Annotated in this window: 22 protein-coding genes; 17 read left to right on the top strand and 5 right to left on the bottom strand. The window is 71.8% G+C overall.

What is annotated here, in order from left to right; translation table 11 throughout:
- The first annotated feature begins 9 nt into the window (after nucleotides 1–9).
- From ABFT23_RS08510 to ABFT23_RS08580, 15 genes are all read left to right on the top strand, one after another.
- A complete protein-coding gene (locus tag ABFT23_RS08510; RefSeq protein ID WP_347894185.1) occupies nucleotides 10–648 on the top strand; it encodes an IMPACT family protein in 639 nt (212 codons plus the stop codon).
- Nucleotides 649–977: 329 nt separating this feature from the next.
- Nucleotides 978–1,502: an NADPH-dependent FMN reductase gene (locus tag ABFT23_RS08515; protein WP_347894187.1), complete on the top strand. Its 525-nt coding sequence runs from the start codon at nucleotides 978–980 to the stop codon at nucleotides 1,500–1,502.
- On the top strand, nucleotides 1,499–2,017 hold the full coding sequence (locus ABFT23_RS08520) for a flavin reductase family protein (RefSeq protein ID WP_347894189.1): 519 nt from the start codon (nucleotides 1,499–1,501) through the stop codon (nucleotides 2,015–2,017). The genes ABFT23_RS08515 and ABFT23_RS08520 overlap by 4 nt, the downstream gene beginning before the upstream one ends.
- 110 nt (nucleotides 2,018–2,127) lie before the next feature.
- Entirely contained in the window at nucleotides 2,128–3,039 is a 912-nt protein-coding gene (locus ABFT23_RS08525) for an aldo/keto reductase (protein ID WP_347894191.1), read from the top strand.
- A 129-nt stretch (nucleotides 3,040–3,168) separates the two neighbouring features.
- Nucleotides 3,169–4,305, top strand: coding sequence for an ABC transporter permease (locus ABFT23_RS08530; RefSeq protein ID WP_347894193.1), 1,137 nt, complete (start codon nucleotides 3,169–3,171; stop codon nucleotides 4,303–4,305).
- A complete protein-coding gene (locus ABFT23_RS08535; protein WP_347894195.1) occupies nucleotides 4,302–5,231 on the top strand; it encodes an ABC transporter permease in 930 nt (309 codons plus the stop codon). Before ABFT23_RS08530 ends, ABFT23_RS08535 begins: the two co-directional genes overlap by 4 nt.
- A 96-nt stretch (nucleotides 5,232–5,327) precedes the next feature.
- Nucleotides 5,328–6,950, top strand: a complete 1,623-nt coding sequence (locus ABFT23_RS08540) for an ABC transporter substrate-binding protein (RefSeq protein ID WP_347894197.1) — start codon at nucleotides 5,328–5,330, stop codon at nucleotides 6,948–6,950.
- A gap of 31 nt (nucleotides 6,951–6,981) precedes the next feature.
- Nucleotides 6,982–7,839: an ABC transporter ATP-binding protein gene (locus ABFT23_RS08545; protein WP_347894199.1), complete on the top strand. Its 858-nt coding sequence runs from the start codon at nucleotides 6,982–6,984 to the stop codon at nucleotides 7,837–7,839.
- Nucleotides 7,839–8,630: an ABC transporter ATP-binding protein gene (locus tag ABFT23_RS08550; protein WP_347894201.1), complete on the top strand. Its 792-nt coding sequence runs from the start codon at nucleotides 7,839–7,841 to the stop codon at nucleotides 8,628–8,630. The genes ABFT23_RS08545 and ABFT23_RS08550 overlap by 1 nt, the downstream gene beginning before the upstream one ends.
- A 103-nt stretch (nucleotides 8,631–8,733) precedes the next feature.
- The gene (locus ABFT23_RS08555) at nucleotides 8,734–10,068 is read left to right on the top strand and encodes an NtaA/DmoA family FMN-dependent monooxygenase (RefSeq protein ID WP_347894203.1); all 1,335 of its coding nucleotides are present in this window, start codon (nucleotides 8,734–8,736) and stop codon (nucleotides 10,066–10,068) included.
- Nucleotides 10,069–10,084: 16 nt separating this feature from the next.
- A complete protein-coding gene (locus ABFT23_RS08560) occupies nucleotides 10,085–10,873 on the top strand; it encodes a GntR family transcriptional regulator (RefSeq protein ID WP_347894205.1) in 789 nt (262 codons plus the stop codon).
- Between the two features lie 33 nt (nucleotides 10,874–10,906).
- Nucleotides 10,907–11,614 carry a GNAT family N-acetyltransferase gene (locus ABFT23_RS08565; RefSeq protein ID WP_347894207.1) on the top strand — a complete coding sequence of 236 codons (708 nt, stop codon included), beginning with the start codon at nucleotides 10,907–10,909 and terminating at the stop codon, nucleotides 11,612–11,614.
- Nucleotides 11,615–11,682: 68 nt separating this feature from the next.
- Nucleotides 11,683–11,889 carry a hypothetical protein gene (locus tag ABFT23_RS08570; RefSeq protein ID WP_347894209.1) on the top strand — a complete coding sequence of 69 codons (207 nt, stop codon included), beginning with the start codon at nucleotides 11,683–11,685 and terminating at the stop codon, nucleotides 11,887–11,889.
- Nucleotides 11,889–12,161 carry a DUF7218 family protein gene (locus ABFT23_RS08575; RefSeq protein WP_347894211.1) on the top strand — a complete coding sequence of 91 codons (273 nt, stop codon included), beginning with the start codon at nucleotides 11,889–11,891 and terminating at the stop codon, nucleotides 12,159–12,161. Before ABFT23_RS08570 ends, ABFT23_RS08575 begins: the two co-directional genes overlap by 1 nt.
- Before the next feature lie 230 nt (nucleotides 12,162–12,391).
- Entirely contained in the window at nucleotides 12,392–17,074 is a 4,683-nt protein-coding gene (locus ABFT23_RS08580) for a S8 family serine peptidase (protein ID WP_347894212.1), read from the top strand.
- Between the two features lie 67 nt (nucleotides 17,075–17,141).
- On the opposite strand, the gene ABFT23_RS08585 is transcribed toward ABFT23_RS08580, so the two are convergent.
- Genes ABFT23_RS08585 through ABFT23_RS08595 form a run of 3 tightly spaced genes read right to left on the bottom strand, consistent with a single transcriptional unit; the run spans nucleotide 17,142 to nucleotide 19,347 of the window.
- Entirely contained in the window at nucleotides 17,142–18,644 is a 1,503-nt protein-coding gene (locus ABFT23_RS08585; protein ID WP_347894214.1) for a catalase, read from the bottom strand.
- Between the two features lie 53 nt (nucleotides 18,645–18,697).
- A complete protein-coding gene (locus ABFT23_RS08590) occupies nucleotides 18,698–18,901 on the bottom strand; it encodes a hypervirulence associated TUDOR domain-containing protein (RefSeq protein ID WP_347894216.1) in 204 nt (67 codons plus the stop codon).
- A gap of 41 nt (nucleotides 18,902–18,942) precedes the next feature.
- On the bottom strand, nucleotides 18,943–19,347 hold the full coding sequence (locus tag ABFT23_RS08595) for a hypothetical protein (protein WP_347894218.1): 405 nt from the start codon (nucleotides 19,345–19,347) through the stop codon (nucleotides 18,943–18,945).
- 124 nt (nucleotides 19,348–19,471) lie between these two features.
- Between ABFT23_RS08595 and ABFT23_RS08600 the strand changes: the two genes are divergently transcribed.
- On the top strand, nucleotides 19,472–20,464 hold the full coding sequence (locus tag ABFT23_RS08600; RefSeq protein WP_347894220.1) for a TIGR03557 family F420-dependent LLM class oxidoreductase: 993 nt from the start codon (nucleotides 19,472–19,474) through the stop codon (nucleotides 20,462–20,464).
- Nucleotides 20,465–20,538: 74 nt separating this feature from the next.
- Complete coding sequence (locus ABFT23_RS08605) at nucleotides 20,539–21,324, top strand: endo alpha-1,4 polygalactosaminidase (RefSeq protein ID WP_347894221.1); 786 nt, start codon at nucleotides 20,539–20,541, stop codon at nucleotides 21,322–21,324.
- Nucleotides 21,325–21,363: 39 nt separating this feature from the next.
- On the opposite strand, the gene ABFT23_RS08610 is transcribed toward ABFT23_RS08605, so the two are convergent.
- A complete protein-coding gene (locus ABFT23_RS08610; protein ID WP_347894222.1) occupies nucleotides 21,364–21,807 on the bottom strand; it encodes an SRPBCC family protein in 444 nt (147 codons plus the stop codon).
- 49 nt (nucleotides 21,808–21,856) lie between these two features.
- On the bottom strand, nucleotides 21,857–22,393 hold the full coding sequence (locus tag ABFT23_RS08615; RefSeq protein ID WP_347894224.1) for a CGNR zinc finger domain-containing protein: 537 nt from the start codon (nucleotides 22,391–22,393) through the stop codon (nucleotides 21,857–21,859).
- Nucleotides 22,394–22,404 lie beyond the last annotated feature (11 nt).

Here is a 22,404-nt window from a genome sequence, read left to right on the forward strand (position 1 = left end):
GATGGGTGGGTGCCCGCCTACCCCGACACGATCGCCGAGCCGGTCACCCACGAGCTCGTCGTCAAAAGGTCGCGGTTCGTCGCCCACGTCGCGCCGGTCTCGTCGACGTCCGAGGCCCAGGACGTCGTCGCTGCGGCCCGCAGGCAGCACTGGGACGCACGCCACCACTGCAGCGCCGTGGTGACCGGCGTGCGCGGCGACCAGGCGCGCTCGTCCGACGACGGGGAGCCGTCGGGCACCGCGGGCATGCCGATGCTCGAGGTGCTCCGTCGCCGCGACCTCACCGACCTCGTCGCCGTCGTCAGCCGCTACTTCGGCGGCGTGAAGCTCGGCGCCGGCGGCCTCGTGCGGGCCTACTCGACGGCGGTCTCCGAGGCGCTCGACCAGGCACGGCTCCTGAGCCGCGTCGAGCTGCGCGAGGCCCGCGTCGAGGTCGGGCACGCCGATGCCGGTCGCGTCGACAACGGCCTGCGCGACTGGGCCGACGCCCACGGCGCGACCATCGGTGATGTCGTCTACGGCGCCGCCGCGACCTTCACGCTGTGGGTGCCGCCGCACGCCGAGGCACGCCTCGTCGACGACGTCGCGGCGCTGTCGGCGGGTGCACTCACGCCGGTGTTCGGGTCGGTCCGGGTCGTCGACGTCTAGCAGACCTGACGCTCGGGGTCGCGGTCGCCCGGCGCGAACTGGTCAGGGACTGCGTGCGCCTCTCAGGGGTTGCAACGGCCGAGAACGTCATGAACACCCGGTGCACCGGGTGTTCCCCGCCCGGCGCGTAGCGGACACCCGGACGACGGCGACCAGCGCGATCCCGACCACTGGACGACGTCCGCGCAGGTCAGGCGGGCTGCGGGCGTCGGCGGCAGGTCGCGCAATCGAGCCGGTCCACGGCGCGTTCGTGCCGGTAACGGCCGCGCGATGACATCGGTCCTCGTCACGGCCCGGGTCACGGGCCGCGCAACGAGAGGAGACGCACGATGATCGAGGCACCGGTCACCGTCGTGGTGGGCAACCCCAAGCCGCAGTCGCGGACCCGGCAGGCCGCGAGCCTGCTGGCCGAGCAGGTCGCGGGCCGCGCGCCCGACCACGTCGTCGACGTCGCCGACCTCGGGGTCGGGCTCCTGGGATGGGGCGACCCTGCCGTCACGGCGGCAAGGGAGACCGTCGCGGCCTCCGGTCTCGTCGTCGTCGCGAGTCCGACGTTCAAGGCCACCTACACCGGCCTGCTCAAGCTGTTCCTCGACCAGTTCGAGGGCGGCACCGGCCTGGCCGGCGTCGTCGCCGTCCCGCTGATGCTCGGCGCCGCCCCGGTGCACGCGATGGCCGGTGAGCTGCACCTGCGCCCGCTGCTCGCCGAGCTCGGCGCGACCGTGCCGGCGCCGGCCCTCTTCTGCCTCGACAAGACCTTCGCCGACGACGACCGCATCGCCGGCTACGCCACCACCTGGGGCCCGGTGCTGCGGCACACGGCGTCCCTGACCCCCGAGGGAGCGACCGCATGACCGCCGAGGTGACCTACGAGACCGTCGCAGGGCTCCGCGCGCCGGACGCCGCCGACGGCCGTGCCCTGCGTGACGTGTACGGCCGGTTCCCCTCCGGCGTGGTCGCCGTGTGTGCCGAGGTGGAGGGCGAGCGCATCGGCATGGCCGTCAGCTCGTTCACCTCGGTCTCGCTCGAGCCGGCGCTCGTCTCGGTCTGCCTCGACCGCGGGTCCAGCACCTGGCCGCGCCTGCGCCGGGCCCGCCGTCTCGGCGTCTCGGTGCTCGGGGCCGGGCACGCCGGCGTCGCCCGCCAGCTCGCCTCGCGCTCGGGCGACCGGTTCGCCGGGCTCGACGTCGAGACTGCCGACGGGGGAGCAGTGCTGCTGCCCGGCGCCAGCGCCTGGTTCGACACGCGCGTCCACGGCGAGGTGGACGCCGGGGACCACGTGGTCGTGCTGCTCGAGGTCGTGCGCTTCGGGGCCTGCCCCGACGAGCCGCTCGTGTTCCACGGCAGCGCCTTCCGCGCGCTGACCTGACCACGACCGTGTGGCGCGAAACACGACAGATGTCGGAGAACGATGCGGCCGCGTCGCACGACGGCAACACGACCGAAACCGCCCGGGTGTGCCCTGCTGGAGTGACCCCGATGCCGCCGATCCCGCCCGTCGGCTACGGCGTGTGGCGTGTGCTGCCGGAGTCGCGCACCGCGTCGATGGTCGAGGCCGCCGTCGGGGCCGGCTACCGCCTGGTCGACACCGCCAGCGTCTACGGCAACGAGGCCGGCGTCGGCTCGGCCCTCGCCGGCGTCGACGACGTGCTGGTCACCACCAAGGTCTGGAACGACGCCCACGGACGCGACCGCACGCTCCGCTCGGTCGACCAGAGCGCGCGTCTGTTGCGCCGTGACGTCGTCGACGTCCTGCTCCTCCACTGGCCGGTCCCGGCGCGGGATCGGTACCTCGAGACGTGGCTGGCCATGGTCGAGCTGCTCGAGCAGGGCCGCGTCCGCGCGATCGGGGTGTCGAACTTCGAGCCGGTGCACCTCGATCGGCTCGCGGCCGGGTCCGGCGTCGTGCCGATCCTCAACCAGGTCGAGCTGCACCCCTATCTGCAGCAGCGTCGGCTGCGGGCCGAGCACGACCGTCGCGGCATCCTCACGCAGGCCTGGAGCCCCCTGGGCCAGGGCACCCTGCTCGCGGACGACGTCCTCGCCCGCATCGCCGCCGACCACGACGTCACGCCGGCCCAGGTGGTGCTCGACTGGCACCGCCACCACGGCGTCGCGACCGTGCCACGCACCTCGAACCCCGCTCGCCTGGCCGAGAACCTCGGCGCGCCCGGCCTCGCGCTGACCGCCGCCGACCACCTCGCCCTCGACGCGCTCGACCGACCGGGTGACGCCGGTCGCACCGGGCCCCGCCCCGACACGTTCGTCGACAACGACCCGCCGACGCCGACCCTCGCCGACGACCCCGCCGACCCGGCGCGTACGGCTCACGGGACCACGTTTCCGCAGGTGGGAGCGGGTCCGTCCCTCGCGGGAAACACGCGCAATTGACGGGTTACGGCGCCCGTCGTGTCGAGAAACACCGGCTTCCTACGGTTCAGCGCAGTACCCGAGGAAGCCAGCACCACACCCCGGAGAAGACCGACGACCGACCAGTCCGACCAGTCCAGGAGGTAGGCGATGAGCGTCGCGGAACCCCTCGAAGCAACGCCGGCACCGTCGCCGACGCCCGTCGCCCCGGCCGGCCCCGACGACGGCGTCCCACGCCGTACGCCGGTCGCCGTGCGGGCCCTGGTCGGCGCCGCCCGGTTCCTGGGCCGGTGGCTCGCCAGCACCGCGGTGTTCGCCGTCGCGGCCTTCTTCATCGTCAAGCTCATCCCGGGTGACCCCGTCGAGATCGCCACCGGCGGTCGGCTGAGCGACGAGGCGGCCCAGGCCGCCCGCGGACAGCTCGGCCTCGACGACCCGTGGACCACCCAGCTCGGGCACTACCTCGCCGACCTGGCGCGACTCGACCTCGGCACCTCGATCTCGACCAACCGCCCGGTGGCCGACGATCTGGCCGACCGGCTGCCGACCACGCTGCAGCTCATCCTGCTCGGACTCGGGCTCGCCGTGGCGTTCGCCCTGGTGCTCTCGTGGTTCGTCGTGTCGCGGCCGCGCAACCCGGTCTCACGGCTGATGAGCACCTACGCCCGCAGTGCCGGCGCGCTGCCGGAGTACGTGCTCGGCGTCGTGTTCGTCTTCGTGTTCTACGCCCAGCTGCAGTGGGCCGCGGCGCCGAGCGGAGCGCTCGACCCGATCCTGCTGCCGCCCGACCCGATCACGCACGTCCCGCTCCTCGACGCGCTGCTCGCTGGCCGGCCCGAGGTCTTCCGCTCCTACGTCGACCACCTCGTCCTGCCGCTGGTGGTGCTCGTGGTCGCCCACACCGCGATCCTGATGAAGACGCTCATCGGTTCGCTGGACGCAGCGATCGACGAACCCAGCACACGGTTCCGGATCGCCTCCGGAGCGCCGTACCGCACCATCGTGGCGAGCATCTACCGCCGCGCACTCCCGCCGCTCGTCGTCATGATCGGCATGCTGTTCGGGCTCTTCCTGTCCGGTGCGGTCGTGATCGAGGCGCTCTTCGGCCTCGGCGGCCTCGGTCAGTACGCCGTCAGCGCGGTCACCTCGGCCGACGTGTTCGCGCTCCGCTCGTTCCTGGTCGTCGTGGCCGCCCTGTCGATGGGCGTCTTCCTGCTCGCCGACCTCGTCAACTCCATCATCGACCCGCGACGCCAGACCGGCATCCAGCGGGAGGAGGCCCGATGACCGCCGCACCCGCCCCGACCGACTCCGTGCTCGGCCAGACCACCCCGACGGCCGAGACGACCGCCATGGCCCGCAAGGCCAGGAGGACGGCGCCGCGCCGGACCGAGCGCCGAGGCGGCGGCGCCGCGACCCGAGTCGTGCTGGCCACCCCGTTCGCGCTGCTGGTGCTGCTGGCCGTCGTCGGCCCGAGCCTGGCCAACCACGACCCCGAGCGGGTCACCGGCAGCACCTCGGAGGCGCCGTCCGGCACGCACTACCTCGGCACCGACTCCAACGGCCTCGACGTCTTCTCGCGCATCGTCACCGCGGCGCGGCTCGACATGACCCTCGCGATCTCGATCACGGTGCTCACCACGGTGCTCGGCCTCGTGATCGGGCTGCTCGTGGCGACCGGCGAGTCGCGACGCGGACCGCTCGGCTGGACCGCGCGCGGCGCCGGACGGCTCGTCGACATGGTGCAGGCCGTGCCGATCCTCATCGCCGGACTGACCGCCGCCTCGTTCTTCGGCCGCAGCCCGCTCGTGATCGTGCTCGCCCTGAGCCTGTCGATCCTGCCGTACCAGCTCCGCCTGATGCGCACGGAGGTGCTGTGGGTCCGCCGCGAGGGCTACGTCGACGCCGCCCGCCTCAGCGGCGAGCCGACGTGGACAGTGCTGACCCGCTACGTGCTGCCCAACGCCGCGCGCCCCACCCTCGAGAACTCCTCGGCCGTGTTCGGCATGGCGATCATCTTCACCGCGGGCCTCGGCTTCCTCGGGGTCGGCATCCCGCTGCCGCGACCGGAGTGGGGCAGCATGCTCGCGGCCGGCGTCTCCGACGCTCTGGTGGGCCGCTGGTGGAGCGCGCTCTTCCCGGCCGCCGCCATCGGACTCTCCGTCCTCTCCGCAGCGCTGCTCCTCTCAGCGCTCTCTCCCCGTCGTCGCTAGGCACCGCCGCCCGCGCCGACCGCACCACCACTCGGGTCAGTCCCGCACCACCCATCACCACCGGCCACCGCCGGGTCCAGTACGGAGTCACATCGCATGAAGATCCCGTTCCGCACCACCCTCGCGAGCGCCCTGTCGTTGACCGCCCTGGCCCTCACCGCCTGCGGCAGCTCGAGCAGCGCCGGCGGCACCTCGGCGGACCAGCTCGTCATCGTGACGGCCTCTCAGCCCGCCTCCTTCGCCGCCGACTACGCCTCCACCGGCTACGAGGCCGCCGAGTACTTCGTCAACACCAGTGGCACCCTCATCCGCAATCCCTACGTCGACGGCACCGAGGGCATGGACCGCCACCAGGACGTCTACGACTTCGAGCCCGAGCTGGCCGAGAGCTACGAGGTCAGCGACGACGGGCTCACCTACATCTTCAACCTCTCGACGACCGCGAGGAGCACGGCCGGCAACCCGCTCACGGCCGAGGACGTCGTGTACTCGATGAAGCGCAAGTTCGAGACGCCCACCTCGGTCGTCTCCTTCGTCTCCGCACCGATCTTCACCTCGCCCGACCAGGTCACCGCCGTCGACGAGCACACGGTGACCTTCACCGTCGACAAGCCGGGCTACGGCTTCACGCTCCTGTCGCTGCTCTCGCACTTCGCCGTCGGCGCCATCTACGACTCCACCGTGTTGAAGGAGCACGAGTCCGCCGAGGACCCCTACGCCGTCGAGTGGTCGAGCCAGAACTTCAACTGGGGCTTCGGCGCCTACAAGGTCGACGACTTCACCTCCGGCCAGCAGATGGTCTACTCGGCCAACCCCGACTTCGCCCTCGGCGAGCCCGAGGTCAAGCGGATCGTGCAACGCGTCATCGCTGAGCCCGGCCAGCGCGCCAACCTGCTCACCGTCGGTGACGCCGACATCGCCACCCAGCTCCTGCCGTCCGACCAGAAGACGATGGTCGAGAACGGCACCGCCCAGGTCTTCACCGTGCCGACCAACGCCTTCATGTATCTCCCGTTGACGACGACGATCGCCCCGTTCGACGACGAGGCGGTCCGCAAGGCGTTCGCGCTGGCCGTGCCCTACGACCAGATCGCCGAGGAGGTCTACGAGGGCCGCGCCGAGCCGGCTGCCGGCGTCCTCGACCCCACCGCGCCCGGCTACGACGCCACCGGCATCGTGCAGAACACCTACGACCCCGCGCAGGCCAAGAGGATCCTGGCCGACGCCGGCATCACCGAGCCCGTGGAGTTCACGCTCACCGTCAACAACACCTACCCGGACCTGCAGGCGGCCGCCGTGCAGATCCAGAGCGCGGCCGCCGAGGCCGGCTTCGAGGTCACGATCGACCCGGTCAGCAACGCCGCCTTCCAGGAGGGCCTGTCGAGCAAGTCGTTCCAGGCCTCCATGGGGCGTGACTACTCGATCGTGCAGTCCCCGCCGTACGTCATGACCCTCTTCTACGCCGCCGGCTCGCCGATCAACTGGCCCAACTGGGAGGTGCCCGCGTTCTACGACGCCGTCGCCGAGGGCAACGACGCCGCCGACCCGCTCAGCGACGAGGCCGGCGTCCTGTGGAACAAGGCCGAGCGGCTCATCGAGGAGCAGGTGCCGACGATCTGGGCGCTGAAGGTGCAGCCGCTCAACGCGTTCGCGAAGGACGTCGAGGGCTACACGTTCCGCACCGACAACGTCATCGACTACTCCGAGCTCAGCAAGTAGCCCACGGCTACCACCGATTCGAGGAGACAGCATGTCCGAGAAGCAGTCCGCGGCCGAGCAGGTCGTGCTCGAGGTCCACGGTCTCGACGTCCGCTACGGCGACCACCACGTCGTCAAGGACGTCTCGCTGTCGGTGCGGCCCGGCGAGCGGGTCGCCGTCGTCGGTGAGTCCGGCTCCGGCAAGTCCAGCCTGGTCACCGCGATCGCCGGCCTGCTCTCGGACGACGTCGCCACGGTCACCGCGCGCGGCGCCCGGCTGCTGGGGGAGCCGCTCGACCTGAGCGCCCAGCGTCGCCGCGTCCCGCGCCGGCGCCCCGGCGTGTCGATGATCCTGCAGGACGCGATGACCTCGCTCGACCCGCTGTGGTCGGTCGGCAGCCAGCTGGTCGCCGTCCTGCGGGCGGCACAAAGGCTGGGTCGCGCCGAGGCCGGGGCGGAGGCCGAGCGTCGTCTCGCCGAGCTCGGGCTGCCCGACCCCGGCCGGGTGATGAAGGCCCGGCCGGCCGAGCTCTCCGGTGGCATGCGCCAGCGGGCGATGATCGCCACGGCCCTGTCGAGCGACCCGCGGCTGCTGCTCGCCGACGAGCCGACCAGCGCGCTCGACGTCAGCGTCGCGGTGGCCACCATGAAGGCCCTGGTCGCCACCACCGACGACCACGGCGCCGCGCTGCTGCTGGTCAGTCACGACCTCGAGCTGTGCCGTCGCTACACCGACCGGTTGCTGGTGATGTTCCGCGGCGAGCTCGTCGAGGACATCGCCACCGCCCGGCTCGGCGAGGCCGAGCACCCGTACACGCGTGGGCTCCTGGCCTGCGTGCCGACCCTCGACTCCGCTCGTGCCGACCTGCTGCCGGTGATGGACGAGTCGCTGATGCTGGAGAGTGCGTGATGGCGAACGACAGCGCAGGCATCCAGGGCGCGCAGATCGTCGTCGACGGCGTCGGCAAGCGCTACGGCCGCCACACCGCCCTCGAGAGCGTCACCACGACGTTCGATCCCGGCCAGCGGGTCGGCATCGTGGGGGAGTCGGGCTCGGGCAAGTCGACCCTGGCCCGCCTCGTCATGGGTCTCGAGCGACCGACGTCCGGCGCGATCGTCGTCGACGGCCTCGAGCTGGGCCAGCGGCTCGCGACGCCGTCCGGGCGCCGTGACTACTGGCGCCGCGTGCAGCTGGTGCAGCAGGACACCGCCTCGTCGTTCAACCCCCGGTTCACCTTCGCGCGGGCCCTGAGCGTGCCGGCCCAACGCCTGCTCGGCCTCGACCTAAGGGCGGCCGAGACCGAGGCGGCCCGGGTCGTCGACGCGGTCGGGCTGCCCGACCGGCTCCTCGAGGCACGCCCCGCGCAGCTCTCGGGCGGGCAGCGGCAGCGGATGGCGCTGGCCCGCGCCCTCGTCGTCCGGCCGTCGGTGCTCGTGTGCGACGAGGCCGTCAGCGCCCTCGACGTCTCGGCCCAGGGCCGGGTGCTCAACCTGGTCAAGACCTACGCCGTCGAGACCGGCGCGACGTTGGTCTTCATCTCCCACGGCCTGCCGGCCACCGCGTTCGTGAGCGAGGAGATGGTCGTGATGTACCGCGGCCGTCTCGTCGAGCGCGGCGACACCGACACCCTCATGGCGGCACCGACCGACGACTACACCGCCGGCCTCGTCGCCTCGTACCGCGAGCTCGCGGCGACCTGACCGCACCCGCACGCGCGCCCGGACGTCGTCCGCGGCGCGACCCCGACCACCCCTGTCACCCCTGTCACCCCAGCACCATCGGCACGGCACAAAGGAGAACGACATGTTCCACATCGGTTGGTTCCTCGGCAACGGCTTCGGCATCCAGCCCTGGAGCCCGACGAACGGCGACGGCCCCTGGGTCGGCTCGAACGTCAACGACTGGATGAAGCCCGACATCTACGTCGACCTCGCGCAGCACATGGAGCGCGCCGGTTTCGACTACATCCTCATCGAGGACACCGCGATGGTCGAGGACTCCTACAAGGGCTCGGCCGAGACCTCGCTGCGCCGCGGCATCATGGCGCCGAAGAACGACCCGATGCCGCTCGTGCCGTTCATGACCTCGGCCACCAAGCACATCGGCATCATCCCGACGGCCTCGACGATCCAGTACCCGCCCTACCTCGCCTCGCGCCTGTTCACCACGCTCGACCACCTCACCGAGGGTCGGGTCGGGATGAACGTGGTGACCTCGGTGACCGACCGGGTCGCGCAGAACTTCGGCTACGACCAGCACCTCGCGCACGACGAGCGCTACCAGATGGCGCACGAGTGGGTCGACGTCGTCACGCAGCTGCAGAACTCCTGGCAGGACGGGGCCGTCGTGGCCGACCCGATCGCCGGCGTGTACGCCGACCACACGAAGGTGTCGCCGATCGACTACCGCGGCAAGTACTTCGCGTCGCGGGGTCCGCTCAACACCATCCCGGGCCCGCAGCGCCAGGTGCCGATCGCCTCCGCCGGCGGCTCGGCCGCGGGGCGGGACCTCGCGGCCCGGTGGGACGACACCATGCTGATCCAGTGCAAGACCCCGGAGCTGATGAAGGAGTTCCGCGAGGACATGCATGCCCGGATGGCGGCCTACGGGCGCCGGCCCGAGGACATCAAGCTCTTCTTCCTCTGCATGCCGGTCATCGCCGAGACCGACGAGCAGGCGCAGGAGAAGGCCAAGGCCATCGCCGCCGCGAAGCGGACCGACAAGGCCGTCGAGTACAACCTGTGGAACATGTCGTACACCTCCGGCGGTCGCATCGACTTCGGCAACATCGATCCCGACACGATCGTCGACGAGATCGACCTGTCGCGGCAGAACGGCGAGTTCTCCTCGATCGAGAACCTGTTCATGGCCCAGCGCGGCAAGACCTTGCGCGAGGTCGTGGCGACGTCGTTCCAGATCACCGACCTCGGCCTCGTCGGTTCGCCGGACACCGTGGCCGGAAAGATGGGCGAGATCATGGAGGAGGTCGGCGGCGACGGGTTCCTCCTCTACCTCCCGCCGACGCGACGCACGATGGCCGAGATCTCCGACGGCCTCGCGCCGGCGCTGCGTCGCCGTGGCCTCATCCGCGACGGCTACTCCGGCGTCACGCTCCGCGACCACCTCACCGAGTTCTGAGACGAGCGCCGACCCGATGAGCGCGTCCGACGGCTTCGAGGTCCAGCACCTGTCCGCGGTCCCCGGCTCGGAGGCGCCGCAGCAGCACCCGCGCGCGGCCGGTGGCTCCGACCGGGGACGGCAGAGCTCGGAGCGTCGGGTGCGCGACCTGGTGCGGGCCGCGATCGAGGACGGCGTCTTCGACGAGGACCTGCAGCTCGACGAGACGACGCTCATCGAGTCGCTGTCGGCGACCCGCAGCGCGATCCGCCGCGCGCTGCAGCAGCTCACCCACGAGGGGCTGCTGGAGCGTCGTCCGCGGTTCGGCACCTACCCGCGCAACCGGTCGGTGCGCCTGGTGCTCGACGACATCACCGACGTGCCCGGCTCGGGCGTCGGCGCCGAGCGGCCCCGGGTGCGCATCCGGATCACCGACACCCGGCCGGTGCCGGCCTCCGGCCTCATCCGGTCACTGCTCGCCTGCGACGACGAGACCGTGCACATGATGGAGAACCTGTTCGTCTGCGGCGACCTGCCGATCGGCGTCCGCACGGCGTACTTCCCGACGAGCTACCCCGTGCTCGACTACGACGGGCCGGCCGAGATGGGCGCCGTCGGCCAGACGGTGTTCAACACCGAGGAGATGCACGCGGCGTCCACCCGCATCGGCGCGACCGTCGCCGACGCCGCCACGGCCCGCATCCTCAAGATCACCCCCGGCAGCGCGGTGCTCACCCGCCAGCAGGTCTTCGTCGGGGCCGGCGACCTGCCCGTGCAGGCCGTCTTCGACCACTACCGCGCCGACCTGGTGACCTTCCAGGGGTGAACCGGCCCGGGCCGTGTGACAGCATCGAGCGGCGTGGGCCGTGGTGCGGGGCTGAGGGTGCGCGGGCTCGCCTCGCCCGACGACGTCGTCCGGGCCTCGCTGCACGACCGGCACCGGCGCTTCCGGGTCGAGCACGGCGCCGCCGTCCGCTACGACCCGGCGGTGGCCTCGTTCGTCGCGGTGCCGGCGACGCCGACCGAGCAGGACTGGGCCGATCTCGCCGCTCTGGTCGGACCCGGCGGGCTCGCCGACCTGTTCTCGGCCACGGCGCCCCCGCCGACGGGGTGGGAGCCGGCGTTCGAGCTCGAGGGGCAGCGGATGACCTTCTCCGCCCCGGTCCCCGGCCCCGTTGCCGCCGTCGTCGAGCCGCTCGGGCCGGACGACGCCGACGACGTCCGGGCGCTCGCCGCGCAGACCCGGCCGGGGCCCTTCTTCGCGCGCACGCACGAGCTCGGCCGGTTCGTCGGCGTCCGGGCGGACGGCGTGCTGCTGGCGATGGCGGGGGAGCGGCTCCGCCCACCCGGCGGCACCGAGATCAGCGCGGTGTGCACACGCCCGGAGGCTCGCGGCCGCGGTCTGGTTGCGGCGGTGGTGGCCGCGCTGGTGCGCGACGTCCTCGACCGGGGTGAGGTGCCCTTCCTGCACGTCATGCGCGCCAACGCCGGCGCCCTGGCGCTGTACCGGCGGCTCGGGTTCGAGGTGTCGGACGACGTCGTGTTCCGCGGCTACCGGGTGCCCTGAGGGCGGCTCAACCCCAGACCACCTGCCGGGGTGTCCTCGCCGGCCGTCCGGACCGGCACGTTGGAGACATGACTGATGAGCGCACCGAAGCGATCCAGGCGGTCGTCGACCGCGTCACCTCCTACCAGGAGTCCGCGACCGAGAGCACCGTCGAGAAGGAGCTCCGCGAGGCCTTCGCCGAGACCGACGTCGACGTCAGCGACGACGAGCTCGCGCGTCTCGTCGGGGCGATCGAGAAGGCCGACCAGCCCGTCGACGTGGCGCAGGTGCTCTGATGGCCGGGAAGAAGTCACCCGGCCCGAGCGTGAAGGACGACGAGACCTACGAGGCGCTGCGCGACCAGGGCGCCAGCAAGGAGAAGGCGGCGCGGATCGCCAACGCCGGCGCCCGTGACGGCAAGGACACGGTCGGACGACGCGGTGGCCAGGCAGGCTCCTACGAGGACTGGACGGTCGACGACCTGCGCAAGCGGGCCGCCGAGCTCGACGTCGAGGGCCGCTCGTCGATGACGAAGGACGAGCTGGTCGAGGCCCTGCGCGACCGCTGAGCACGACCCCGTCGGTCGTCAGCGGGTGGCGGCGAGGTCACGATCGCGTTTCGCCCACGTGGCGGCACGCCGGAGATCGTCCGGTCCGCACGCGGGAACCTTGACAGGATGCCCGGGGGTGGTTAGGAATCAGGTTCCTCCATCCACCGTCCCGCCCGACGGCTTGGAGCCCTCTCTCTCGGTGCTCTCGGTCCAACGGTCGGCTCGACCGTTGCCCACGGGAGTTCTGCGTGACTCGACGCACCATCTCGGCCTCGATGGCCATTGCTGTATCCGCTGCACTGCTGGCCGTACCGGCCGGCGCCCCTGCCCAGGCCGCGCCCGGCGCCGGCCCGGACCAGTCCTTCTCTCCCGACGACCTGGAGGCGGCCACCGCCGTCACCGACCAGGCCCGGGAGAAGGGCACCGCCCTGACCCTCGGCTCCCGTCGCGGACCCGAGACCTACATCGTCCAGCTCGACTCGCCCGCCGTCCCGACGCGCTCGCTGGCCGGCGGCACGGGTGCGCGGTCGTCGAGCCCCACGGCCTACGCCGACCGGCTGCGTGCCGAGCAGGCCGACCTGACCGCGCAGATCGATCGGGTGACCGGCACGCGGACCCCGGTCCTCGACACCTTCACCCACGCCATCAACGGCGTCGTGGTGGAGCTCACGCGCGAGCAGGCGCAGGACGTCGCACGCATCGACGGCGTCTCGTCGGTGCAGGTCGACTTCACCCGCCAGCTCACGACCGACCGTGGCCCGGAGTGGATCGGCGCCCCGACCGTGTGGGACGGCACGAACGTGCCCGACAACGTCGGCAGCAAGGGCGAGGGCGTCGTCGTCGGCATCCTCGACTCCGGCATCAACCCGGCCAACCCCTCCTTCCACGACGTCGTCCCGGTCGAGGAGGGTGGTGACGGCTTCGACCACACCAACCCCCGCGGCACCTACTACGGCGTGTGCGACCCCGAGGACGACAGCTACATCCCCGACTGGGGCTGCAACGACAAGCTCATCGGCTACTGGGACTTCGACGTCGCCGACAACGCCGACGGCGACTACGACGACGACGGGCACGGCAGCCACACCGGCAGCACGACCGCCGGCAACCAGGTCGAGGCGACCGCCTACAGCGCCGAGGGCACCGACGACGAGTTCTCGGTGACCTCCACGATCAAGGGCGTCGCCCCGCACGCGAACGTCATCGGCTACGACGTCTGCGACGGCGCCGGCTGCCAGGGTTCCTCGATCATCGCCGCCATCGAGCAGGCGATCATCGACCAGGTCGACGTCATCAACTACTCGATCGGCGCCAGCACCCCGTCCAACCCGTGGGTCGACGCCGACGCGGTCGGCTTCCTCAACGCCCGCGCCGCGGGCGTCCGGGTCGCCACCTCCGCCGGCAACGACGGCCCGGGCGCGGCGACCGTCGGCAGCCCCGCCGACGTCCCGTGGATCACCTCGGTCGGCGCGACGACGCACGATCGCAAGTACGTCGCCTCGGTCGTCGACATCACCGCCGGCACGGCGACGCTGCCCGACATCGCCGGCGCCGGCCTGGCCGGACCGACCGACGGTGCGTTCCCGCTCGTCGACGCCGCCACGATCAACGAGAACTCCCTGTGCGAGGCCGCGGAGTTCCCGGCCGGCACCGACCTCAGCGGCACGATCGTCATCTGCACCCGCGGCGGCAACGGCCGCGTCGAGAAGGGTGAGGTCGTCGCCGCGCTCGGCGCCGAGGGCATGGTCCTCGTCAACGACGAGGCCAGCGGCACCTCGCTCAACGGTGACGCGCACGCGCTGCCGGCGGCCCACATCACCTACGCCGACGGCGTCGCGCTCAAGGCGTTCCTGGTCGCCAACCCCGGCGCCGAGGCCGCCCTCTCGGGCTCGGTCAAGGACGTCGACCCGGAGAACGGCGACATCATGGCCGCCTTCTCCAGCCGCGGCCCCAACGGCGCCGTACCGCTCATCAGCCCCTCCGTCTCGGCCCCCGGCGTCGACATCCTCGCCGCGGCCGGCACCGACAACGACGTCAAGTGGGAGTTCATCTCGGGCACCTCGATGGCCAGCCCGCACACCGCCGGCGCGATGGCACTCATGGCTGCCGTGCAGCCCGACTGGACGCCGGCCGAGGTCGAGTCCGCGCTGATGACGACCTCCGAGCGCGACATCCGTGACTCCGACGGCACCGAGGCCGACTGGTTCGACATGGGCGCGGGCCGCATCGAGCTGCGCAACGCGGCCAAGGCCGGCTTCGTGCTCGACGAGACCCTGGCCGACTACGAGGCCGCCAACCCGGCCGAGGGCGGCGACGTCACCACGCTCAACACCGCGAGCATGGCCGACGACGACTGCCTGCAGACCTGCTCGTGGACGCGCACCCTCACCGGCACCGCCACCGGCGCCGGCACGTGGACCGTCTCGGTCGAGAGCCTCTCCGAGGAGGTCACGCTCGACACCGACGTCGACACGATCGCGCTCACCGACGGCGGCGACGCCGACATCACCGTCACCGCGACCGTCGACGGCACCGCCTCGACCGAGGAGTGGCTCTTCGGCACGCTCGTGCTGACGCCGCCCGCCGGTTCCACCGCTCCCGCAGCCCACCTGCCCGTCGGCGTCAAGCCGTCGTCCGGCGTGCTGCCGACCGGCGTCGACATCACCACGCGCCGCGACGCCGGCTCGCAGGTGACCTCCGGCCTGGAGGCCATCGCCATCACCGACCTCCAGGTCGGCGTGAGCGGCCTCGTGCCCGAGACCAGCACCGCGCTCAGCGTGCCCGAGGACCCGACCAACACCGACCCGTTCGACGGCAACGGCACGGTCGTCACCGAGGTGACGGTGCCCGAGGGCGCCACGAGCCTCATCGCCGCGCTGGCCGACCCGACCGCCCCCGACTTCGACCTCTACGTCGGTACCGGTGAGGTCTCCGCGGCCAACGTGGTCGCCTCGAGCGCCAGCGGTGGCTCGAACGAGTCCGTCTCGGTCGCCGACCCGGCGGCCGGCACGTGGTGGGTCCTCGTGCAGAACTGGGAGGCCTCGGCCCCCGGTGGCACCGACACCACCGACCTGCGCACCGCCGTCGTCGCCGGCGACCCGGGCAACCTGCGGGCCGAGGGCCCGTCGGGCGCCCTGCCGGCGGCCACGCCGTTCGACCTGCGGACCTTCTGGGACGAGCCCGACATGGACGCCGGCGAGACCTGGCACGGCACCCTGACGCTCGGCACGTCGCCGGCGAGCCCGGGTGACATCGGCGTCGTCCCGGTCACCATCGACCGCGTCGACGACGACGTCACCAAGACCGCCGACGTCACCACGGCCGAGCCGGGCGACGTCATCACCTACACGGTCGACGTCGCCCCCAACGTGACGCCCGAGGACCTCGCGTACACGATCTCCGACACGCTGCCGGCCGGCACCACCTACGTCGACGGCTCGGCCACCGGTGGCGCGACGTACGCCGACGGCACCGTCTCGTGGTCGGGCAGCCTGCCCACCGCCGTCGGCGCCGAGGGCAGCTACGCGATCACCACCAGCGCCGACGACGAGGAGTGCGTCAGCCCGTTCGGCCCCGGCTATCTCGACCTCGCCGGGCTGGGCGTCCCCGCCGACCCCGGCGTCACCGGTGACGGGACGGCGTTCACCGCCTTCGCCTCGACCAGCTTCGGGTTCCTCGAGGGCACCTTCCAGGGCCTGACGTTCACCGACGACGGGTTCCTCGTCTACGGCGACGAGAACTACGACGGTGACCCGAGCGTGCCGCAGTCGGTGCCCACCGCGGCCCTGCCGAACAACCTCGCAGCCCTGCTGTGGCAGGACCTCGAGTTCCGCTACGACGCCGCGAGCGGCGCGGGCGTCTCGCTCGCCTCGACCGGCAGCGGCAACGGTGCGGCGTTCATCATCGAGTACGACAACATGCGTCTGGCCGGCGACGCCGCCGGGGCCGACGGCAGCCTGGACATGCAGGTCTTCGCCATCGGCGGCAGCCGCGACCTGGTGTTCGCCTACGACAACATCACTCCGGGCTCGATCCTCGAGGGCGTGACCATCGGCACCGAGAACGCCGACGGCTCCCAGGGCGCGGCGCTGGTGAACAAGGCCGACGCCACCGGCGTGCTCGAGGACGACCTCAACGTCTGCGCGACCTACGAGGGCCCCGCCGCGGACGGTGCGTCCTTCACCTACCAGGTGAAGGTCGACGACACGACGTACAACCGTCAGCGGCTGGTCAACACGGCGGTCCACACGACCGACAACCAGGGTGCGAAGCCGGACACGGCGAGCTCGACCGTCACGGTCACCGGGGCCAAGGAGCGCAGCCAGACCGCGCTGTCCGTGACGCCCGACGTGTTCCTGGCCGGCAGCAAGCCGACCGCCACGGCGACGGTCTTCACCGCAGGAGAGGACGTGCCCACCGGGACCGTCGAGTTCCGGGTCGGCGACCGGGTCGCCGGCAGTGCCGAGGTCGGTGCCGACGGCACGGCCAGCGCGGCCCTCGACGGGTTCACCCAACAAGGTGTCTTCTCGATCACCGCGACCTACTCGGGCGACGCCGGCACGATCGGCAGCACCTCGGCGCCGGTCAACGTGGCCGTCCTCGCCCGGCCCGGTCCGGCTTCGAAGGTGACGCCGCGGGTGCAGGTCAAGGCCCCCGCCCAGGTCCGTCAGGGCAACAGGGCCCGCGTCGCGGTCACCGTCCTGGCGCCGCGGGTGACGCCGACCGGCAAGGTCCGCATCACGGTCAAGGCGCCGGGCAAGAAGACGACCAACGCCGTGGTGACGCTGAACCGGTTCGGCCAGGCGACCCGCCTGATCGGCAAGTTCCGCAAGCCCGGCCAGGTGAAGGTCACCGTCACCTACCTGGGCGACGCGGCCGTGAAGTCGGGCAAGGCCGTCAAGACCATCAAGGTGGTCAAGCGACGCCGCTGAGCCAGCAGCAGCACGACGTGGGGGCCGGCGCACCAGCACCGGCCCCCACGTCTGTCTCGGTCGTCGATCAGGCGCGGACGACGTCCTCGGCCTCGGTCGGCCCGGGCGCGACGTCCTGGCCGGCGTCGGTGCGCACGGCCTCCTCGATGCGCTTGCCGATCTCGGCGTCGACGTTCTTCCAGTACTCGAGGGCCTTCTCGAGGATCGGCTCGCTGACGCCGCCGAGCAGGTGCCCGGCGACGGTGGCGACGAAGCGGTCGCGCGCGGCGTCGTCGAAGACCTCGCGGACCAGGGTGCCGGCCTGGCCGAAGTCGTCGTCGTCCTCGCGCAGGGTGTAGGCCTGACGGACGAACTCGCCGTCGGCCTCCCACCCGTCGGCCGCCGGGCCCGTGAGGTCGCTGTGCGGGGCGTCGTAGGAGTTGGGGGCGTACTTCGGCCGGTCGCCGGTGTGGTCGTAGGCCATCGGGCCGTCGAACTGGTAGGTGTAGGCACCCTCGACGCGGTGCCGGTTGACCGGCAGCTGCTGGTAGTTGGCGCCGATGCGGTGCCGGTGGGCGTCGGCGTAGGCGAAGACCCGGCCGAGCAGCATCTTGTCGGGGGAGAAGCCGATGCCTGGCACGATCGCCGAGGGCTCGAACGCGGCCTGCTCGATCTGCGCGAAGTGGTTGTCGGGGTTGCGGTCGAGGCGCAGCGTGCCGACGTCGATGAGCGGGTAGTCGCCGTGCGGCCAGACCTTGGTGAGGTCGAACGGGTTGAACCGGTAGGTCTTCGCGTCGTCGTAGGGCATGACCTGGATCTTGAAGCTCCACGACGGGTGGTCGCCGGCCTCGATGGCCTCCCACAGGTCGCGGCGGTGGAAGTCGGAGTCCTCGCCGGCGATGCGGTTGGCGTCGGCCTGGGTCAGGCACTCGACCCCCTGGTCGGAGATGAAGTGGAACTTCACCCACGACTTCTCGCCGGCGGCGTTGTGCAGCAGGTAGGTGTGGCTGCCGTAGCCGTTCATGTGCCGCCACGTGCGCGGGATGCCGCGGTCGCCCATCAGCCAGGTGACCTGGTGGGCCGACTCGGGGTTGTGGGTCCAGAAGTCCCACTGCATGTCGTTGTCGCGCAGTCCGTTGCCGCCGCGTCGCTTCTGCGAGCGGATGAAGTGCGGGAACTTCATCGTGTCGCGGATGAAGAACACCGGCGTGTTGTTGCCGACGAGGTCCCAGTTGCCCTCGCTGGTGTAGAACTTCAGCGAGAAGCCGCGGGGGTCGCGCCACGTGTCGGGCGAGCCCATCTCGCCCGCGACGGTGGAGAACCGCGCGAGCGCGTCGGTCGTCGTCCCGGGCTGCAGCGCGGCGGCGCAGGTGTAAAGGCTGATGTCCTCGGTGATCTCGAGCGTGCCGAACGCACCCGAGCCCTTGGCGTGCACGTTGCGCTCCGGCACGCGCTCGCGGTTGAAGTGCGCCATCTGCTCCACGAAGTGGTGGTCGTGCAGCAGGATCGGCCCGTCGGGGCCGACGGTCAGGCTGTTGCGGTCGGAGGGTGCGGGGGCGCCGGTACCGGTGGTCGATCCGTCAGTGGTCATGCTCCACTGTCGCGGCCGCGCCGGACGACGGGCACCACCCGCACGCGTGAGGCTCAGGCCTTGTCGAGCGTCGACTCCTTGTGCGCCGCGGTCGAGCCGGTCTTCTCCGACTCGACGATCCAGTACGGCTCGTCGTCGGAGGCCTTGAACTTCTGACCGTCGTGCTGGAACTCCTGGGTCTTCTTCTCCTTCGCCGTGCCGGTCGTGCGGCCCTGCGAGGTGTTCCAGTGGACCTTGTCGCCCTTGCTGATGCTCATGTCGTCGACGCTAGGGCGGGACGCCGTCGCTCGGGCCACCCCTACGACGGGTCCGCCTCGTCGCGCCGCAGCTGCTTCATCTCGGCCTCGAACACGTGGCGCCGCCCGCCGACGATGTCGTCGCGCGCCTGACGCTCGACGCCGGTGACAGTGGCGTAGTAGCCGTCGTCGAAGGCCTCGACCATCTGGAACGACCACATGCCCGGCAAGGGGTTCGCGCCGAGCACGTCGGCGTCGAGCCGGTCGGCGAGCCCGTCGTGACCGGCGTCGCGGATCAGGGCGGTGGCCTCCTCGAAGGTGCTCTCGGCGCTGCCCATCAGGCGGTGGAACGCGTAGAGGTGCCCGCGGGCGTCCTCGACGTGGTCGAGGGCCGCAGAAAGCTTGCCGAGGGCCTCGACCGTCGCGTCGGTGACCCCGGGCGGACGGCGGTGCTCGTCGCTGGACATGCTCGGAACCTAGGCCGGTCCGGCCGCGTCGTGGAAGGCGTGCGGCTCGAATTCACCCCTCGGCGCACCAGCACCATGCGAGCGGGTGAACCCGGCGCCGCCGACGTCCGGACACGCTCGGGTCATGGTGAACTTCGGCTACACGTTGATGACCGAGCAGAGCGGACCCAAGCAGCTGGTCTCCTACGCCCAGCAGGCCGAGCGCATCGGCTTCGACTTCGAGGTCTCGAGCGACCACTTCTCGCCGTGGCTCGTCGAGCAGGGGCACGCGCCGCACGCCTGGACGGTGCTCGGCGCCGTGGCGCAGGCGACCGAGCGGGTGCAGCTGATGACCTACGTGACCTGCCCGACGATCCGCTACCACCCGGCGATCGTGGCCCAGAAGTCCGCCACGCTGCAGCTGCTCTCCGACGGCCGGTTCACCCTCGGCCTCGGCAGTGGAGAGAGCCTCAACGAGCACGTCGTCGGGCAGTCGTGGCCCGGTCTCGCGCGGCGTCAGGACATGCTGGCCGAGGCCATCGAGGTCATCCGGGCGCTGCACACCGGCGACCTCGTCGACCACGACGGCGAGCACTTCCGGGTCGAGTCCGCCCGCATCTGGGACGTGCCGGACGTGCCGGTCGAGCTGGCCCTCGCCGTGTCGGGGGAGCGGTCGGTCGAGCGGTTCGCGCCGCTCGCCGACCACCTCGTCGCCGTCGAGCCCGACGACGAGCTCGTGTCGCGGTGGAACGGGGTCGACGGTGCGCCACAGATCGGCGACGGCGGGTCCGCACGGGCGATCGGTCAGATCCCGATCTGCTGGGCGCCGACCGAGGACGAGGCCCGCGAGCTGGCCCACGAGCAGTTCCGCTGGTTCGCCGGCGGGTGGTCGGTCAACGCCGACCTGCCCACGCCGGCCGGGTTCGCCGGCGCCAGCCAGTTCGTCACCCCGGACGACGTCGCCGAGAACATCCCGTGCGGCCCCGACCTCGACCACATCGTCGAGCAGGTCTCGGCCTACTGGAAGGCCGGCTTCACCGACGTCGCGCTTGTGCAGACCGGCGACCGCCTCCAGCAGCGCTTCCTCGACGAGGCGGCCGCGCCGCTGCTGGAGAAGCTGCGCGCAGCTGCGGCCTGACCGTCCGGCGCCGGCGAGCACCCGCTCGTCGCAACCGTCGTCGTGGAGGCGGGTCGGTCACCTACCGTGGTCCGGTGCCCCGACCGCCCCTCCTCCTCGCCGTGTCCCTCGCCGTCCTGCTCACCCTCGGCCTCGCGGGCGTGAGCCCCGCTCGTGCCGCGGTGGAGCCCCTGCCGAGCGGCACCGACGCCGACTACCAGCTCGGCGGCGAGGACGCCGTCCCGGCGCACGTCGGCATCGTCGCCCGCGACCGCTCGGCCCGCGCGGTGCGTGGCAGGTACAACATCTGCTACGTCAACGGCTTCCAGACCCAGCCGAACCAGAAGCGGTTCTGGAAGCGGCACGGCCGCTGGAGCCTGGTCCTGAAGAACAACGGTCGCGCCGTCGTCGACGAGAACTGGGGCGAGTGGCTGCTCGACATCGGCACGCCGGCCAAGCGCGAGCGGCTGGCCACGATCGTCGGACGCTGGATCAGTGGGTGTCGCCGCGACGGGTTCCAGGCCGTCGAGCTCGACAACCTCGACTCCTACACGCGCTCGAAGAAGCAGCTGCGGCGCGTCGATGCCGTCGCGTTCTCGCGGCTGCTCGTGCGGCGCGCACACCGGGCCGGCCTCGCCGTCGGCCAGAAGAACCTGGCCGACCTCGACGGCACCCGGGTCGGCTTCGACTTCGCCGTCACCGAGTCGTGCGCGCAGTTCGACGAGTGCGGCGCGTACGTGCGCCACTTCGGCGACCAGGTGGTGATGATCGAGTACCGCCGGCGCGACTTCGTGAAGGCCTGCCGCGAGTTCGGCGCCACGCACCCGGTCGTGCTGCGCGACCTCGACCTGAGCCCGTCGTACACGCCCACCTACTGCTGACCGGGCGCCGGCGACCGGGCGCCGACGACCGGACAGGTCTCAGGCGACGAGCCCGTTGAGCACCTCGGTCATCTGGTGCTCGGTCTTCGTGCCGATGCGCTCGAACAGCAGCTTCAGCACCGGCTCGCCGAGCTTGCCGGCGGCGCCCTTGGCCTCGATGACCGCCTCGTAGGTGATCTCGCTGCCGCCGTCGGCGGCCGGCTTGACGGTGATGGTGTCGGTGGTGGTGGCGGAGTCGTTCTCGCCCTCGAACACGACGACGTCGTCGCGCAGCGTGGTGAGCGTGTAGGTGAGCTCGGTGCTGACGCCGGCGATCTTGGACTCGTTGTGCCACTGGGTGCCGACGGCCACCGCGCCGGGCGTCGTCTGGCGGCAGGACTCGGTGCCGGGGTCCCAGGCCTCGGCGTGGCTGAAGTCCTTGAGGTAGCCGACCACGGTGGTGGGGTCAGGCTGGACGGTGAAGGTGCGGTTCACGGTGGGCATGGCTCGACGGTAGGCAGGCGCGGCGCTCCGGGAGCACACCCGGGCGGGTTCACCCGGAGGTCTGACGCGCCCGGTAGGCGGCGACCGCGTTGCGGTTGCCGCACGTCGTCGAGCAGAAGCGCCGCGAACGGTTGCGCGACAGGTCGAGGACGACGCCCTCGCAGGTGTCGTCGGCGCAGATGGCCAGCCGCGACATCTCGTCGGCGCGGATGACGTCGATCATCGCCATCGCCGTCTCGACCCGGATGCGCTTGGCCCACGGGTCGTCGGGCGCGACGGCGTGCACGTGCCAGTCGAACTCGTCGTGGCGCTCGAGGCGGGGGACGGCCTGCTCCTCGGCGAGCATGGTGTTGACCAGCGCGACGGCCTCGTCGCGCCCGGCCGTGAGCAGTCGGCGCAGCTCGTCGCGCAGCGCCAGGACGGCGTGCAGCTCGGCCTCGTCGCCGTCGTGGCGGCCGGTGTAGCCGAAGGACTCGTAGAAGTCGGCGAGCTCGTCGACCGTCGTCATCGTGACGGGTTCGAGGGCGCTGTTGGCCAGCACGGTGGCCGACTGGAGGGAGAGCTCGACGTCATGGGCGAATACCACGTTGACAGATT

This window comes from Nocardioides secundeburneus, from assembly GCF_039939255.1.
Taxonomy (GTDB): domain Bacteria; phylum Actinomycetota; class Actinomycetes; order Propionibacteriales; family Nocardioidaceae; genus Nocardioides.

Coding starts and splice junctions, on each gene's coding strand:
- ABFT23_RS08525 (WP_347894191.1), top strand. CDS start 2,128: ATGCCGCCGATCCCGCCCGTCGGCTACGGCGTGTGGCGTGTGCTGCCG.
- ABFT23_RS08520 (WP_347894189.1), top strand. CDS start 1,499: ATGACCGCCGAGGTGACCTACGAGACCGTCGCAGGGCTCCGCGCGCCG.
- ABFT23_RS08535 (WP_347894195.1), top strand. CDS start 4,302: ATGACCGCCGCACCCGCCCCGACCGACTCCGTGCTCGGCCAGACCACC.
- ABFT23_RS08575 (WP_347894211.1), top strand. CDS start 11,889: ATGGCCGGGAAGAAGTCACCCGGCCCGAGCGTGAAGGACGACGAGACC.
- ABFT23_RS08600 (WP_347894220.1), top strand. CDS start 19,472: ATGGTGAACTTCGGCTACACGTTGATGACCGAGCAGAGCGGACCCAAG.
- ABFT23_RS08610 (WP_347894222.1), bottom strand. CDS start 21,807: ATGCCCACCGTGAACCGCACCTTCACCGTCCAGCCTGACCCCACCACC.
- ABFT23_RS08550 (WP_347894201.1), top strand. CDS start 7,839: ATGGCGAACGACAGCGCAGGCATCCAGGGCGCGCAGATCGTCGTCGAC.
- ABFT23_RS08595 (WP_347894218.1), bottom strand. CDS start 19,347: ATGTCCAGCGACGAGCACCGCCGTCCGCCCGGGGTCACCGACGCGACG.
- ABFT23_RS08515 (WP_347894187.1), top strand. CDS start 978: ATGATCGAGGCACCGGTCACCGTCGTGGTGGGCAACCCCAAGCCGCAG.
- ABFT23_RS08540 (WP_347894197.1), top strand. CDS start 5,328: ATGAAGATCCCGTTCCGCACCACCCTCGCGAGCGCCCTGTCGTTGACC.
- ABFT23_RS08530 (WP_347894193.1), top strand. CDS start 3,169: ATGAGCGTCGCGGAACCCCTCGAAGCAACGCCGGCACCGTCGCCGACG.
- ABFT23_RS08590 (WP_347894216.1), bottom strand. CDS start 18,901: ATGAGCATCAGCAAGGGCGACAAGGTCCACTGGAACACCTCGCAGGGC.
- ABFT23_RS08570 (WP_347894209.1), top strand. CDS start 11,683: ATGACTGATGAGCGCACCGAAGCGATCCAGGCGGTCGTCGACCGCGTC.
- ABFT23_RS08560 (WP_347894205.1), top strand. CDS start 10,085: ATGAGCGCGTCCGACGGCTTCGAGGTCCAGCACCTGTCCGCGGTCCCC.
- ABFT23_RS08555 (WP_347894203.1), top strand. CDS start 8,734: ATGTTCCACATCGGTTGGTTCCTCGGCAACGGCTTCGGCATCCAGCCC.
- ABFT23_RS08585 (WP_347894214.1), bottom strand. CDS start 18,644: ATGACCACTGACGGATCGACCACCGGTACCGGCGCCCCCGCACCCTCC.
- ABFT23_RS08545 (WP_347894199.1), top strand. CDS start 6,982: ATGTCCGAGAAGCAGTCCGCGGCCGAGCAGGTCGTGCTCGAGGTCCAC.